Source organism: Phreatobacter sp. AB_2022a (assembly GCF_026847585.1).
In the GTDB taxonomy this organism is placed as follows: Bacteria; Pseudomonadota; Alphaproteobacteria; order Rhizobiales; family Phreatobacteraceae; genus Phreatobacter.
On the sequence record NZ_JAPSET010000010.1, the window covers coordinates 104,325 to 118,276 of the forward strand.

Here is a 13,952-nt window from a genome sequence, read left to right on the forward strand (position 1 = left end):
GTGCAAAGAGCGGGACCGGGCCCGTGTATGAAAAGCGTAGAAACGGCGGCGTTTTGGCGGTGAAAAAATTCGAACCGCTTACGGTCGATCGGGCGATTTTGGCTCCTAGCTGACTCGTGGAGTGTCTACTTTCTAGCAATCTAGCTCGCGCGGCGACACGACGGGCAGAGTTGGCCCACAGCAGAAGTTCAGAGGGTCCGCTTCCAGGCATTCCGACGAACTTGCGTTGAGGATTCGTGGTCGGTTGCAGACCAGTAATTTTGAGTGAATCACTCCACAAAGCTGTCATCGGCTAGGCATAGAGATTTTCGGGTTGTTCAACCGGCCGCGCTAGGGCGATCAAACTCCCGAATGTCGTCATAATTGCGCAGCCGGATTGGGGCCGCTTGGCTCGCATGGTCTGTTGGACGTAATCGCAAATGATCGAGCACATAGGGGATCATCGCCTTACGCGGCTGGATCCGCACCGCGAAGCTCCCATCAGGCTCGCGGCGCATGCCGAACTCACGCGCTGTTACATCCACCTGCCCGGATGACATACCGTCGATCAGGCTGATCTCCAGCGTCGCGCGATCATGCCATTTATCATCGCGGGGCAAATCTTCACCGAGTTCGCGAGTGGCTCCAGCGCTGAGAACGCGCGCCAAAGCCAAGTCGCGATATGCCTGATGTCGCCCATCCCACCCCCGGACGAGCCATCGTTGCCCGGTAAAAATCAGAGCGTGTGGGGCGAATAGTCGTTTATTGGCCTCGGGGGTCGCCATCGATTGATAGTTAATCTCCAGTGCGGCGCCGACGGTGATCCCGCGACAGATTGACACAAGCAGCGCCTGATCAATCGCTACTGGAAGCGCTTGGGCCACATCGACCGATGGTGTGAAGCCGAGCAGCCGGCAGCGGTCTTGGTTCGGCAAGGTCACTGAAGCAGCAATGGTGCTCAGGATGTCCGCCGGGTCTTCAGTCTCGAACAGCGGCTTGAAGGAAGCGGTCGGTCGGAAGCACTTCTCCGCCACGTCATAGCTCAGATTGCGCGGAGCCATTTCCCGATAGCGGTGAAAGTCCGATGTGACGTGGCTGATGCTGACGTCGAACGTCGCCGCAACCGCACGCCTTCCGACCTGTCCCGTCCACAACGCTGCCCGCTCGATAAATCGCAATCTGCGCATTTGGTCCGCTGACGGCTCCGCACCGGCCGCCTTTCGGGGGCGCCCGCGCTTGCCGGGCGTCCGGTCGAGCTCTGAGATGGATACACCTGACATCTAATCTAAAATGACTATCTGAGTAAAAAAGTCCATCCTTTTTAAAATTATCACTAGCCGGACGAACGCACATCCGTCAGAGTAGGAAAATGAGCGAACGCACCGATCTGGCTGGCCCGTGGGTCGACGATCTCGGCTATGGCCGGGTGGAGGGCGCGTTTGTCGTCGACGGTAGCGACTCGATCGATGTCCATCCCTTTGCGCCGGAGCTGCGTGCGATCTTCAGCTCGGAGCGCGGCCCTGCCGGCGCTGCGGTATTCTGCATAGATCGGGTTCCGACAGTTTGCCTTCTCGACCAGCGCCGACTGAGCGCGTCTGCGGGCGAGCGGCACGAGGAAATGCGAGCGTTTTGCGAACGGCTCTGGAACCAGAACCTCGCGCGCGTTGTGCTCGTCGCCGATGCGGAATGGATCGAGGCCTGGTCGGTCGACAATCCCGATGCACTGCCGCAACGCTATTCGATCGCCGAGCGGGAGGAAGTCCGGCGCGCATGGTCGGTGAGCGGACTCTTAGGCGGTGAGGCGCTGCGCGACCGCGACAGCTGGTTCGATCCGCACAAGCGCGTTGATAAGGTGCTGCTCGACAACATCCTGGTACTGGTCGAAAAGCTCATCGGATGCGGTCTAGTTGGGCCAGCGGCACGGCGCTTGGTCGCTCGGCTGATCTTCATCACTTATCTTGAAGACCGTCAGATCGTCGGCGAAACCTATCGTGCATTGCGCGAGGTGCGTCCCCTTTACGACCTAATCAGTGAGCGTGATCGCACAGGCTTGCGCAAGCTGATCCGGAAGCTGCGCACCGACTTCAACGGCGACTTCCTGACGAGCGCAGACAGTGAGACTGGATGGGAGAATCTGTCGGATGAGGCCTTCAGCTGGATTTTGCAGTTCTTGGCCCGTACGACGTTGCGCACGGGCCAGGCTAGCTTCTGGCGCTATGACTTCAGCCAGATTCCGATCGAGTTGATTGCTAGCATCTACGAGACTTTTCTTGCCTCCAAGGACACAGGCACGGAGGAAGTCGGGGCCGACAAGGCGAAGCGCAAGCAGGGAGCTTATTATACTCCTCGGCTGCTCGCCGACTGGGTCGTCGAGTTGGCCATCGCGGACCGCGACATCCTCAAGGAGAAAATTTTCGATGGAGCGTGCGGCTCGGGAATGTTGCTGACCGCGGCTTTCCGACGGCTCATCCGAGCGCTCGAGATCCGCAACGCCCGAGAAGGTCACCCAGCTGAAGTGGGCTTCACAGCACGGCGAAAGCTACTTCTCGACCATATCTTCGGCGGTGACATTGATGACGATGCCTGCCAATTGACGGCGTTCAGCCTCTATCTGGCACTGCTCTCCGACCTCAATCCCCGCGACCTGGCCGAACTACGCAAGGGCGGCCACAAGCTGCCGACGCTGGCTGACAATATCCGGCGCGGAGATCAGGGCGACTTTTTTGGCGAGGCGAGCGAAGCGGCAAACCGCGCACGCTACGGGATCTTCCTGTCCAATCCGCCATGGCGCGAACTCCGCACAAGCGAGCCCGCCGCCAAGTCGGTGAACGCATGGCAGCTCCGCCAGGATGCGCCGACCCCGCATGTACCCAAGCGGCAGATTGCGGCTGCTTTTGCGCTCGGCGCTGCCGACACGTTGAAGCCTGGAGGGCGCGTCGCATTAATCCTTCCGGTCACGCCGTTCGTGTCAGGGGACTCGACCCAGCGCGACTTTCGTGCGCACCTACTGGGACGCTATCGGATCGAGAAAATCGTTAATTTTTCGGACATGCGTCGTCTGATCTTCGCCGACGCAGTGCATCCGTTCGTGGTGCTGATCGCCTCTGCCCGCGCCCGTGACGAGCGGTTTGGGAGCGTCGAGCAGGAGAGCTTTGAATATTGGACGCCGAAAACTGACATCTCACTCGCCTTCGGACGGCTCGCGGTTCACGGTGGAGACCGCGCAGATATGCCAGTCGCGGCACTTCTTAGTGACGATGCGCAGCTTGCCGTTCGCTATTGGGGCTCTGATGCCGATATCGCGTTGTTGCAGCGGCTGAGACGACGGGGCAGCATCCGCGATCTGACTGCGGGCGGATGGCAGGACGCCAAGGGCTTTCATGCGAAGGACGAGGACGTCCGTAGGCCGCGAGAATCCTGGTACCAAGAAGTACCAGACTGGATGGCGCGCGAGAGATTTCTGCCCGCAACCGCGCTGCCCAAAGATCTCCCCTTTGTGCCGCAGAAGAGCTTGCGCCACTTTCCGCTCGACAAGATCGCACGTGCTCCAGATGAGCGGCTGTTCAGAGGGCCGCGAGTGCTGTGGACCGATGGGGCCCATCCAGAAGACGGAGTCAAAGCAGTCTATGCCGAAGCGCCGTTTTCGTTTCAGCATTCGCTTGCGGTCCTGTCCGCTCCGGATACTGAAGAGGCGCGACTCACTGCGCGATTCCTGACTGTCTATCTACGCTCTCCCATGGGCTTGTGGTTGCTGCTGCTCCTAAGCAGCAGCGTCGCATCCGAACGGCCGAAGCTTCATGTACGCGAAGCGCTGGACTGGCCGTTCTGGCCGATCGATCGGCATCCCGCACCCGATGAAGCCAAATCTATCATGGCCATAGTAGACCAACTGCTCGCTACGGTAGAAACCGAGGAAGAGCTTCTTCAGCCGCACCGTTGGAGCGCGATCCAATACAGGGCCAACGAGTTGGTCTATGCCTACTTCCGGCTGACAGCCGACGAGATCGCAATGATCGAAGAGCTGTCCACGCTCGCTGGTGCTGCGCTGCAGCCGACCAGCCTACGTCATCAATCGCTAATGAAGCCTTTGCGGCAAGCTCCGTCGATGCAGCTGATGCATGGCTATGCTGAGGCACTATGCAAGACACTTTGCGAATGGCGCAATGCCACCGGCGGTAGAGGTGAGATCCGGGTCGCCACTTGGACTGGCCGCAGCGTTCCCATGGGTGCGACTGTTTTAACACTCGGCGACAGTGCCGTCGCCGATCGGTTCGGGGATGACAGCATAATCGAGATACTCGCAAGCGCGCTCAAGCGAGTGGTCGAGCGTCCGGCTGAGAATTTGCTGACGATTCCGGATATGGCCATCGTGGACGGCAGTCGCATTTTCCTAGTCAAACCACTGGTGTCGCGCTTCTGGATGCGCCGCTGTGCTGTCGAGGACGCCAACCGCTTGGCGTTGCAGTTGCAGAGCCTGTCGCGGGCGCGCGCGTGATGGAAGTCGAGAGGCTGGGGGCCAATTCCGATTGGACATACTTGGTCCAACGCCCACCTGCGTCGGAAATACTAAGTTATCTCGTCGCGAAATGGCAGGAATATGAAGCCTTGTATTCCGGCATTGGCGAGCCCTTTGCAAACCGTGACGAGCCGACGCTCACCGAAGGTTTCGCCGCTTATCTTGATGCGCAATACCACGATGGCAGGCAGCCCTTTCATGGCGAGTTCTTCGCCGAGCTCAAGCGCTATGATCTCCGACCTGATGGTAAGCGAGTGATTATTGGTCGCTCGGATATCGAGTGGCGATTGTCGGGGTCGCCGAATTTCATCGTCGAGTGCAAAGTGATCGGTAACGGGCGGCCAGCAAAAGCCTATGTGACTGATGGGATGGTCCGATTTGTAGACGGCAGATATGGACCAAGGTCTGCCGAGGGCGCGATGTGGGCTTTCTTACGCCCTGGCTCCACGGAAACCACGACGCACGTCGAAGCGATTATCGACAGTCATCTGGAGCCCCTAAAGTGCCAGGTGGAAAACGGGATGCACCGGATCGCACCGTCCACCCTCGCGCCGATGATTGCCAGCTTCGATTCTCTGCATCTGCGCGCTCCGTCCATCCCCCCAATCCGATTAGCGCACATCTTCGTGTCGATCGCGCCGCATCCCATTTCGTCACCCGAGACGATCTGACCCTCCCCAAATCTCCGGCCACCCGAGCCCGAACTGCCAGTTGAAACCGGCTCGCGCACCGTTCCAGCTGGCGTGGGATCTAGGTGCTTTTGCGTTGCGGATCGCGGCTTCAGATCTACGGTTAACGGCCTGATCCTCGGCGCGCTGTGCGCCGACTCGGAGGTCGAGCTCCGTGTAGCGATCCCCCGACCGGCCGAGGGGCCCAGTATGCCAATCAACATCGCGGACGGCGTCGAGGCAAGGCCGATCAGCCACATTCTACCTGCATGAAATATCCGGGGGCGCGCGCCGTTCGCGAGCCGGCGCCGGCCCGTGCTCAGGCCCGCGGAACGTCGCGAAATCGAAAGAGCCCTGTGGATGCTCGGCCGCCCAAGCGAGCACTTCGGGAGTCGGCACGATCAGGTCCGTCTGCCCCTTTGGATGGAAGCAGTTGCGGCCGTGCTTCATGTAGAACGCCGAGCCGCCGCCATGCCGGCAGTCGACATAGACTCGTCCCGCTCGCGCGTTCTTGCCTGTGATCTTGCCGACGAAGTAGGTAGTCATCCCGCCATATCCCTGCCGGACGACGGCGACATCCCCCTCAGCCGCGGCGCGGTAATAAGCCGAGATGTCGTCTTCGGTCTGATCGACACACGGTAGGAGCGGTCGAGGATTCGCCATGCGATACTCCCGCAGCATCTCGATCGCCTCGCGCTCGTTCTTCGGCATCTTGATCACGACTGAGGCTCCGGGGACTCTGGCAGGCTGTTGAACAAGGCTTGGAACTCCTCAGGTGACAGCGACGGGACGTAAGGGAATGTCCGATCAGGGACAAGCTCCCAATGCCTGGTTGTGGCGCTAAGCTGCCAGATTGTAGAAGCCGGTAGTAACGGCGACCCGCAAGGCCCTGCCAGGTCCATTTCAGCACCTACATCGACATATAGAAAGCATAGCCATCACGGCTACCCCAGTCCCAGTTCAATCCACCTGCGCCCGCCGTCATGATCGCTCTGTTGCCGGTTGCGAAGGCGAGCGCCTTCAACAGCTCGCCGCGCGAACCTTTCACATGGGCCTCGAGCTTGCTCGCCAAATCGACCCGCTGGAGCAGCGTCCGCACGATCTGACGGGGCAGCGAGCCAAGTTTGTGCAGCTTGGCACGAACATCGCCCGCCATGCGCATGACATCCTTTATCGCCGGCACAGAGCTTGTACGGATCACCATTGCCTCGACCCGATCCGCTTCGATCTCGGCCCGCTCACGAAGAGTGGAAAATTCGGCGATGCGCTTTCGGAACATTCGATCGGTGCTGGCAAGCATGCCATCTTCGACGGCTTCATAGAGGATCCGAAGCCTGCGCTCAGCTTCGTTTGCTCGCTCTCGCAGCTCAGCGACATGTTGGCGTCGACGGTCTTCCCATGTTTTCCGATGTGCCAGAAGCGGCCCCAGCAACGCCTCGATCCGTTCAGGAGCGAGAAGCGTCGACCCGAGGAAGTCGATCACGGCTTCGTCCAGCCTATCCATCCGAACCGCAAGTCCCTTGCAACCGGTCCGTCCCTGCCGCGCTCGGGTTGAGCAAGTATAGTAGCCATACGTGAGCCCAGAGCTGCCGGTTCCGGTGCGGCTGATCATGGCGCCGCCGCACGACGTGCAGAAACAGATGCCGGTGAGCAACGTCGGCCCGCCCACAGCTTGCGGATGCATCATTTTGGGGTCGCGCGATCGAAGCAGATTCTGGACCTCGTTAAAGTCGTGCTCCGCGATCAATGGCGGCACGGCCATGATGGCGTGCCCAGCGGCTGCCTTCCGCTGTTTGGTGCGAGCGTGCTCACGGTTGAACCGATGTTCACCGATGTAGGTTGTGCGGGTCAGGATCGCGTGGACTTGCCCGAGTCCCCAACGCCCGCCATCGCGCGTGCGGATGTCGCGCTCGTTGAGGAAACAGGTGATGGCTTTGACGCCCATCGGGCCGCTGCCATCGGCGCCTTCAAGTGCAAGTCGAAAGATCAGCCGGACCGTCCCGGCGTGCAGCGGATCGATCTCCAACGCCTTCTTGACCTTCGAGCCTCGCTTGTCGACCGCCACCGTGCAGTAACCGATGGGCGGCCGGGCTCCGTTCCAATAGCCTTGTCGGGCGTTCTCGCACATGGCGCGGAGCGTATGCTTCGCGTTCTCCTTCGATTGATATTCGTCGAACAGGGTCACGATCTGGCGCATCATCGTGGCCATCGGATTGTCGCCCATGTCCTGGGTGATGGATGACCTGCACACCGTTCTTCGCAAGCTTGCGCACATAACGCTCGAACTGGAACTGGTCGCGGAAGAAGCGGGAGAAGCTGTGGACCAGGATGGTGCTGAACGTTGGCGGCCTGGCCAGAGCCGCATCGATCATCTCCTGAAAGGCCGGTCGCCGATCATCCGTCGCGCTGCTGCCTGGCTCGATATAGTCCTCCACGATCGCCCAGTTGCGCGCTGCGCAATAGCGTTGGATCTGGCGGCGCTGATCGGGGATCGACAGGTCGCTCTCGGCCTGTCGGCCGGTTGAGACGCGCAGATAGGAGACGACGCGGGTCACCGCAGGAGATGTGGAAGATAGTTCCGAACGCACGGCGGTATCGGTCGTCAACTGGATATCCCTTTCGGATGATGATGGAAGGCAGATGTAGGTCTCGATACCGATGCGGCGCGAGATGCGGGCACTTACTACCGCTTTCCGAAAGCAGATCGCCAGCGAACAGGCCAGACGGATTCTTGATGTTGCTCCAGTGAGTTATAGTCAAATTCGTGAAGCCATTTTAGAGGGCTATAGCGTAGACGTATTTATCATTTCCGTCTGGGGCGGTGCGCCATTTTTTCGTAAAAATCGGAACGGATCGGTCCCAGATCGTACCTGGGACAGGAGTGACATGTGGATCGGACGGGTTGCCGAGCCGCCGCAAGATCTTCCTTTGACGTCGCCCCGCCGACCGGCGGGAATGGTCGAGATCTTGACCTTCCCAGGGTGCAGGCAGAACGCGACCGCGGCGATCACCACGCACCAATCGCGCAGGGAATAGCGCCCGGGTCCGCTCGCCCCCATCAGCCCCTGCCCTCGCCGGCCCAGCCAGGTGGTGCCCACGACGGGGCCGCGACGATGCATATGGCCTAAGGAAGCCCCCGCGATCCGCCGGAGACGGCTGCGCGTTTTGCGCCGGGCCGTATCTCCAGCGCATGATCGCTGCCCAGGCGCCGGACGGTACCGGAGACATGGGTGACACCTGTGGGCCGGACGGGCTGCCGAGCGGCTTCAGCGCGGCCCGAGCCGGCCCGATCCCGGCCGCTCCGCCGGGCGCCTCTCCCCCTCCCCGCTAGCGCGGCGCACGCCCCTTGGCCATGCGCGCGACGACCGAGAGCGCGAAGTCGACGAGGTAGCTGTTGAGCGCGAGCGACGCGGCGGTGGCCGCGGCGGCGTCGCGGGCGAGGATCGCGTTGAGGATGTCCTGGTGCAGCCGCTTGCCATGGGCGATCTCGGCCTGCTCGTCGCGGACATGCATGATCCAGAAGCGGCGCGACAGGGTCTGCAGCGGCACCATCAGCGCTTCCAGATAGGGATTGTGCGCCGCCTGGATGATCAGGGCGTGGGTCTCGCGCACCGTTTCGGAATAGCCGCGAAGGTCGAAGCCGCCGGCGAGCCGCGCCTTCAGCGCCGCGATGGCCGCGACGTCCGTCTCGGTCGCCCGCTGGCAGGCGAGGTCGACGGCAAGGACCTCGACGGCCCGGCGAACCTCGAGGCCGCTCAACTGGTCCTCGACGGAGATCGCCGGGATCTCGATGCCCTTGTTCGGGTGGATGCGCAGCATGTGGCTGAGCGCGAGGCGCTGGATCGCCTCCCGCACCGGGGTGCGGCCAAGGCCGGTCGCCTCCATCAGGCCGCGCTCCGAGACCATCGAGCCGGGCCGAAGCTCGCCCTGCTCGATCAGGCGCTGCAGGGCGACGACCGCCTGTTCCGATTGATTCATTGCGTTGTCCAGCGCGGCGCTGCCCCTCGGCGGGGACGATTCCCCGCCTGATCCGATAGCCGATTTGACGGGCTTTCCAAACCGCCGTCCATCCGATATATCGGTTGGATATTATCGAAAACCACAAAAGTCCGGACCGCGACGCCATGAAATATTCGCCCTGCACGGAGCCGAGCCCGCTGCCCTTCTCGCCCTTCAAGAGCTGCACGGTGCCGCGGCCGATCGGCTGGCTGTCCAGCGTCAGCGCGGCCGGCGTCGAGAACATCGCGCCCTACAGCCAGTGGCAGAACCTGACCTTCGATCCGCCGATGGTGATGTTCTCGGCCAACCACTATCCGGACGGGCGCCGCAAGGACACGGTGCTCAATGCCGAGGAGACCGGCTGGTTCGTCTGGAACATGGCGACCTACGACCTGCGCGAGGCCGTCAATCTGAGCGCCATGGCACTGCCGCCGGAGGAGAACGAATTCGACCGCCTGAACGTCACGCGGGACTATGCGGACAATGCCCGCATCCCCATGGTGAAGGAAAGCCCGGTCAAGTTCGAGTGCCGCTACCTGAGCACGCATCGCCTGAAAGGCCATTCGCCGGTCGGCTCCATCGACATCGTCTTCGCGCGGGTCGAGACGATCCATATCGACGACCGGTTCATCACGCCCGAAGGCAAGATCGACATTCCCGCGATCAAGCCGATCGCCCGGCTCGGCTATTTCGACTACACGGTCGTCACCGACGTCTTCGAAATGCGCGTGCCGGGGGCCGATGCCGATGCCCGGTTCGGCCTCGAAGGGCGGGCTGCCGGCGGCTGACGCCCGCGCCCGCATTCCCCACCGAACGACGCCGACAGCCATAACAAAGAGGGGCTCCAGCCATGTCCGACATCGCCGCACCGGGCGCGCTCGCCGCGCCGCGCTCGCGCCGCGTCAAGGACCTGATCGCGGTCAATTTCGGCAATACGCTCGAATGGTTCGACTGGACGATCTACACGATCTTCGCGCCCTATTTCGCGCTCCAGTTCTTCCCTTCGGCGGACCGGTCGGCGGCGCTGCTGGCGGCGCTCGCCGTCTTCGCCGCGGGCTTCCTGACGCGGCCGCTCGGCGGCTTCCTGTTCGGGCTCTATGCCGACCGGGTCGGACGCAAGAAGAGCCTGACTCTGGCAATGCTGGTCACCGCCGGCGGCAGCCTCGTCATCGCCTTCGCCCCGACCTTCGCAACCGCCGGGCTCGCCGCCTCCGTCATCCTCCTGGTCGCCCGCCTCGCCCAGGGCATCGCCCATGGCGGCGAGATGGGGACATCGGTCACCTATCTGGTCGAGCGGGCGCCGCGCCACCGGCGCGCGCTCTATGGCAGCACGTCCTGGATGAGTGTCGTTCTCGGCACCATGATCGCCACGGTCACCGGCCTCGTGCTCAATGCAACGCTCGGGCGCCCGGCTCTGGAGAGCTGGGGCTGGCGCATTCCCTTCGCGCTCGGCGGGCTGCTCGGCCTCTACGGGCTCTATCTGCGCCGCAAGCTGACCGAGACCGACAGTTTCGCCAAGGCCCAGGCGGAGGGTGCGAAGACCGCGACCGGCCTCGGCCCGCTTTTGCGCAACTGGCGCGGCATCGCCGTCGTCTTCGGGCTTTCGGCCGGCGGCTCGATCATGTTCTACACGTGGCTGATCTACAGCCCGACCTTCGCCCAGGTCAGCCGCGGGCTCGACGCGACATCGGCGCTGACCGCCAGCCTCATCGCGCAGGTCGTGTTCTTCGTCGCCATTCCGATCGTCGGCTGGCTCGCCGACCGGTTCGGCCGGCGGATCTTCATCATCCTGTTCGGCCTCGGCTTCATCGCGGCCACCCTGCCGCTCGACGGGATGATCACCAGCAGCTTCTCGGGCCTGCTCACCGCGATGGTCTGCGCGCTCCTGATCCTCGCCTGCCTGTTCGGGGTCAACACGGCGGTCTGGGCCGAGGTCTTCCCGACATCGGTCCGCGCCACCGGCGTCAGCGGGCCGCTGTCGCTCGCGACCGCCATCTTCGGCGGCACGGCGCCCTACGTGAACACCTATCTCTCGCAGGCCGGCGAGCACCGGCTGTTCCTGTTCTACCTGATGGCCGTGTCCGGCATCACCCTGCTGACGGGCCTGCTGATCCCGGAAACGCGCGACCTCGAACTGGACCGGCCGGACACCGGCAGACTGTCGAACTAGCCTGATGGCGTGGGCCCGGCCGCCGCGCCGGCACCGGCGGAGCGGATCCCGATCACGCTCCGCCGGCCTGCCGGCAAGGCCAGATCGGGACCGATGCGCCGTTCACAGGGCCTTGAAGGCGACACCGCGCAGCCCGGCCCGGCGCACCCGTTCGACAAAGGGTCCGGTGACGTAGACGGCCGACGCCCTCATCGGCAGCTTGAAGACCTCCGCGGCGCCCAGCTTCGTTTCGTCGAAGACATGGTGCTCGATCGCCAGGATGCTGCCGTCGTCGAAAGCGACGATCCCGGAACGCTGCCGATCGAGCGCGTCGAGCACGGTCGTCGCGTTGAACAGCCAGGCCTCCTCGCCGCGAACGGGAAGAAGCTGGCCATGGCGCAGCAGGACCTGGCCGAGCGCCTCGACCGCCGGCCGTCTCAGGAACGGCACATGCTCGCCGAGCCAGGGGAAGTCGGAATAGGTCCCCCCGCCCCGGCCTGCCATGACAGGCGGATCCCAATCCGTGATGGTCCGCCCGTCCAAGGCGGAGAACATCTCGTAGTGGCTGTCGTCGGTCGGGAATATCCATTCCTGACCCTCCACGACCTCGAACGTGTAGACGGCGGTGGCCATCGGGTGCGCCTCCTCGGGCGGCTGCCTTCATCGCATCACCAGGCGAGACGGCGCGCCGCGTCGATCCCGCCATCGCGCCTCACGCGCCCGGCCTGTAGGCCAGGCAGCCGTCCTCGAACGGATCGAACAGCTTGTGACAGACATCGATGCGCGAGCTCTCTTCGGTGCCGTCCCTGACGAGATCGATCCGCCAATAGACCGGCTCGGGCGCGCCGGCGTCGACACCGGCCCGCCCCTCGCAATAGCGCGAGACCACGATGAAGGTGACGCTGGTCGCGTGGCGGTTGGCCGAGCGCGGCGGCGCGCCGAGCAGGACCTCGCGCGGCTCGCTCAAGGCGGAGAATGAGCGCGGCGGCTCGGCATTCCGGCCGCTGTTGCGCAGATTGTCGCGAACGCGCTCCAGCACGTTCCGGTCGGTGCAGGAGAGCGGCTCGGCGGCCAAGGCAGGCGGCACCGAGAGAGCCAGCGCGACTGTCGTCGCGGCCAGAATTCCGCCGGTTCCCTCCCGCCTGCGCATGACATGCCCCCCATGGCCCCGCCGCTATCCGGACACCAGCCTATAGCACGGCTCGGAAGCCGTCGCCTGCAGCACGCGCTCAGCCGGCCGGCAGCCGGCGCCGGACATAGCGGCCGGTGCCCACCGCCGCGTCGACGAGCGCGTCATCACGCAGGACCGGACGGCCACGGACGAAGGCGCTGCGGACGCGCCCCTTGAAGGTCTCGCCCTCATAGATCGAATAGCCGGCGCTCGACACCACATCGGCGCGCTCCATGGTCCAGACGGCGTCGAGATCGACCAGCGCCAGGTCGGCATCGAGGCCGGGCGCGATGGCGCCCTTGACGTGGCCGAGCCCCATGATCCGCGCGGGATTGCCGGCGGTGACCGCGGCGACGCGGTCGAGCGGCAGGCCGCGCTTGTGATGGCCCTCGCTGAGCAGCACCGGCAGCAGGGTCTCGAGCCCCGGGCAACCGGGCGAGGCCGCCCAGATGCCGCCGTCCTTGGAGGACAGATCGCGATGGACGTGGTCCGTGCCAACCGTGTCGATCTCGCCGTCGATGAGGCCCTGCCACAGGCGCTCGCGGTCGGCCGCCTCGCGCAGCGGCGGGTTGATCTTGCCCATGTCGCCGCCGGCCCAGCCGATGTCGTGGGTCAGATAGTGCGGGCACGTCTCCAGATGGACCCTGGCACCGGCGCGGCGATGGCGCAGCGCTGCCTCCAGGGCCTCGGCCGAAGAGGTGTGCACCACATAGAGCGGCGCCCCCGCCGTGTGGGCGATATAGGCGGCCCGCTGCACGGCGTCGGCCTCGACGAAGGGAGGGCGCGTCGCATTCCAGGTCGCGAGCCCGCCGCGGCCGTCCGGATCGGCCGCCTTCACCCGCTCGCGCAGGACCCAGGCGAGCTCGATCGTCTCGGGATGCGGACAGACCATGCCGCCATGGGCGGCGGCGGCCTCGCTGAGGCGCAGCAGGAAACCGTCGTCGATGTCGGGCAGGCCGAGCCGCGCGCCCTCGCCGCCCCGGTTGTTCATGAAGATCTTGAAGCTCGGCGCGCCGTAGTCGCGGATATAGGCCGGCACGCCGGCGAGCTGATCCTCGGTCGAGATGATGAAGTGGTAGCCGAAATCGATGCGGGCGCCCTGCTCGGTGACGCCCACCACCGTGTCGAAAATGGTCTCGAACGGCTCGCTCGCCATCAGATAGGGCACGAAGGTGGTGACCCCGCCCTTGGCCGCGGCCGCCGTCTCGCGATCGGCGTCGGCCGCCACGCGCGGACGCGAAATGTCCTTGCCGTGGCCGAGATGCAGATGCACGTCGATGGCGCCGGGAAGGATCACCAGCCCCCTGGCGGAGATCTCCTCGCGCGCCGGCGCCGCTTCGCCGGGCGCGAGGATCGCCGCGATCCGCCCGTCGCGCACCGCGATGTCGCAGGCCGTGCGGCCCTGCCCCGGCAGGATCGCATCACCGCCCCGGATCACCAGATCGAAACCATCCATCGCCAACTCCCCGT

General features: G+C 64.0%; 11 protein-coding genes and 1 pseudogene. 4 read left to right on the forward strand and 8 right to left on the reverse strand.

Going from position 1 to position 13,952, the window contains the following annotated elements:
* Positions 1 to 317 precede the first annotated feature (317 nt).
* Positions 318 to 1,166: a WYL domain-containing protein gene (locus tag OZ671_RS09690; protein ID WP_268860565.1), complete on the reverse strand. Its 849-nt coding sequence runs from the start codon at positions 1,164 to 1,166 to the stop codon at positions 318 to 320.
* A 182-nt stretch (positions 1,167 to 1,348) separates the two neighbouring features.
* On the opposite strand from OZ671_RS09690, the gene OZ671_RS09695 reads away from it, so the two are divergent.
* Complete coding sequence (locus tag OZ671_RS09695; protein WP_268860566.1) at positions 1,349 to 4,474, forward strand: Eco57I restriction-modification methylase domain-containing protein; 3,126 nt, start codon at positions 1,349 to 1,351, stop codon at positions 4,472 to 4,474.
* The gene (locus OZ671_RS09700) at positions 4,474 to 5,166 is read left to right on the forward strand and encodes a hypothetical protein (RefSeq protein ID WP_268860567.1); all 693 of its coding nucleotides are present in this window, start codon (positions 4,474 to 4,476) and stop codon (positions 5,164 to 5,166) included. The genes OZ671_RS09695 and OZ671_RS09700 overlap by 1 nt, the downstream gene beginning before the upstream one ends.
* Before the next feature lie 258 nt (positions 5,167 to 5,424).
* Here the strand turns inward: OZ671_RS09700 and OZ671_RS09705 are convergent, their stop codons facing one another.
* From OZ671_RS09705 to OZ671_RS09720, 4 genes and pseudogenes are all read right to left on the reverse strand, one after another.
* A complete protein-coding gene (locus tag OZ671_RS09705) occupies positions 5,425 to 5,883 on the reverse strand; it encodes a hypothetical protein (protein ID WP_268860568.1) in 459 nt (152 codons plus the stop codon).
* 190 nt (positions 5,884 to 6,073) lie between these two features.
* Positions 6,074 to 7,372 (reverse strand): recombinase family protein, encoded by a 1,299-nt coding sequence (locus tag OZ671_RS09710; RefSeq protein WP_268860569.1) that lies wholly within the window; start codon positions 7,370 to 7,372, stop codon positions 6,074 to 6,076.
* 85 nt (positions 7,373 to 7,457) lie between these two features.
* A pseudogene (locus OZ671_RS32055) lies at positions 7,458 to 7,751 on the reverse strand (recombinase family protein); the annotation flags it as partial.
* Between the two features lie 739 nt (positions 7,752 to 8,490).
* On the reverse strand, positions 8,491 to 9,141 hold the full coding sequence (locus OZ671_RS09720; RefSeq protein ID WP_268860571.1) for a GntR family transcriptional regulator: 651 nt from the start codon (positions 9,139 to 9,141) through the stop codon (positions 8,491 to 8,493).
* 146 nt (positions 9,142 to 9,287) lie between these two features.
* Between OZ671_RS09720 and OZ671_RS09725 the strand changes: the two genes are divergently transcribed.
* Together OZ671_RS09725 and OZ671_RS09730 are read left to right on the forward strand one after the other, a co-directional pair.
* Positions 9,288 to 9,950 carry a flavin reductase family protein gene (locus OZ671_RS09725; RefSeq protein WP_038308222.1) on the forward strand — a complete coding sequence of 221 codons (663 nt, stop codon included), beginning with the start codon at positions 9,288 to 9,290 and terminating at the stop codon, positions 9,948 to 9,950.
* A gap of 62 nt (positions 9,951 to 10,012) precedes the next feature.
* Positions 10,013 to 11,332 carry an MFS transporter gene (locus OZ671_RS09730; protein WP_268860572.1) on the forward strand — a complete coding sequence of 440 codons (1,320 nt, stop codon included), beginning with the start codon at positions 10,013 to 10,015 and terminating at the stop codon, positions 11,330 to 11,332.
* 102 nt (positions 11,333 to 11,434) lie between these two features.
* On the opposite strand, the gene OZ671_RS09735 is transcribed toward OZ671_RS09730, so the two are convergent.
* The 3 genes from OZ671_RS09735 to OZ671_RS09745 all read right to left on the reverse strand — a co-directional run bounded on the left by OZ671_RS09735 (position 11,435) and on the right by OZ671_RS09745 (position 13,938).
* A complete protein-coding gene (locus OZ671_RS09735; RefSeq protein WP_268860573.1) occupies positions 11,435 to 11,944 on the reverse strand; it encodes an imm11 family protein in 510 nt (169 codons plus the stop codon).
* 79 nt (positions 11,945 to 12,023) lie between these two features.
* Positions 12,024 to 12,461: a hypothetical protein gene (locus OZ671_RS09740; protein WP_268860574.1), complete on the reverse strand. Its 438-nt coding sequence runs from the start codon at positions 12,459 to 12,461 to the stop codon at positions 12,024 to 12,026.
* 79 nt (positions 12,462 to 12,540) lie between these two features.
* Positions 12,541 to 13,938 (reverse strand): dihydroorotase, encoded by a 1,398-nt coding sequence (locus OZ671_RS09745; protein WP_268860575.1) that lies wholly within the window; start codon positions 13,936 to 13,938, stop codon positions 12,541 to 12,543.
* Between the last annotated feature and the right edge of the window lie 14 nt (positions 13,939 to 13,952).

Coding starts and splice junctions, on each gene's coding strand:
- OZ671_RS09745 (WP_268860575.1), bottom strand. CDS start 13,938: ATGGATGGTTTCGATCTGGTGATCCGGGGCGGTGATGCGATCCTGCCG.
- OZ671_RS09690 (WP_268860565.1), bottom strand. CDS start 1,166: ATGCGCAGATTGCGATTTATCGAGCGGGCAGCGTTGTGGACGGGACAG.
- OZ671_RS09710 (WP_268860569.1), bottom strand. CDS start 7,372: ATGGCCACGATGATGCGCCAGATCGTGACCCTGTTCGACGAATATCAA.
- OZ671_RS09740 (WP_268860574.1), bottom strand. CDS start 12,461: ATGCGCAGGCGGGAGGGAACCGGCGGAATTCTGGCCGCGACGACAGTC.
- OZ671_RS09700 (WP_268860567.1), top strand. CDS start 4,474: ATGGAAGTCGAGAGGCTGGGGGCCAATTCCGATTGGACATACTTGGTC.
- OZ671_RS09720 (WP_268860571.1), bottom strand. CDS start 9,141: ATGAATCAATCGGAACAGGCGGTCGTCGCCCTGCAGCGCCTGATCGAG.
- OZ671_RS09695 (WP_268860566.1), top strand. CDS start 1,349: ATGAGCGAACGCACCGATCTGGCTGGCCCGTGGGTCGACGATCTCGGC.
- OZ671_RS09725 (WP_038308222.1), top strand. CDS start 9,288: ATGAAATATTCGCCCTGCACGGAGCCGAGCCCGCTGCCCTTCTCGCCC.
- OZ671_RS09730 (WP_268860572.1), top strand. CDS start 10,013: ATGTCCGACATCGCCGCACCGGGCGCGCTCGCCGCGCCGCGCTCGCGC.
- OZ671_RS09735 (WP_268860573.1), bottom strand. CDS start 11,944: ATGGCCACCGCCGTCTACACGTTCGAGGTCGTGGAGGGTCAGGAATGG.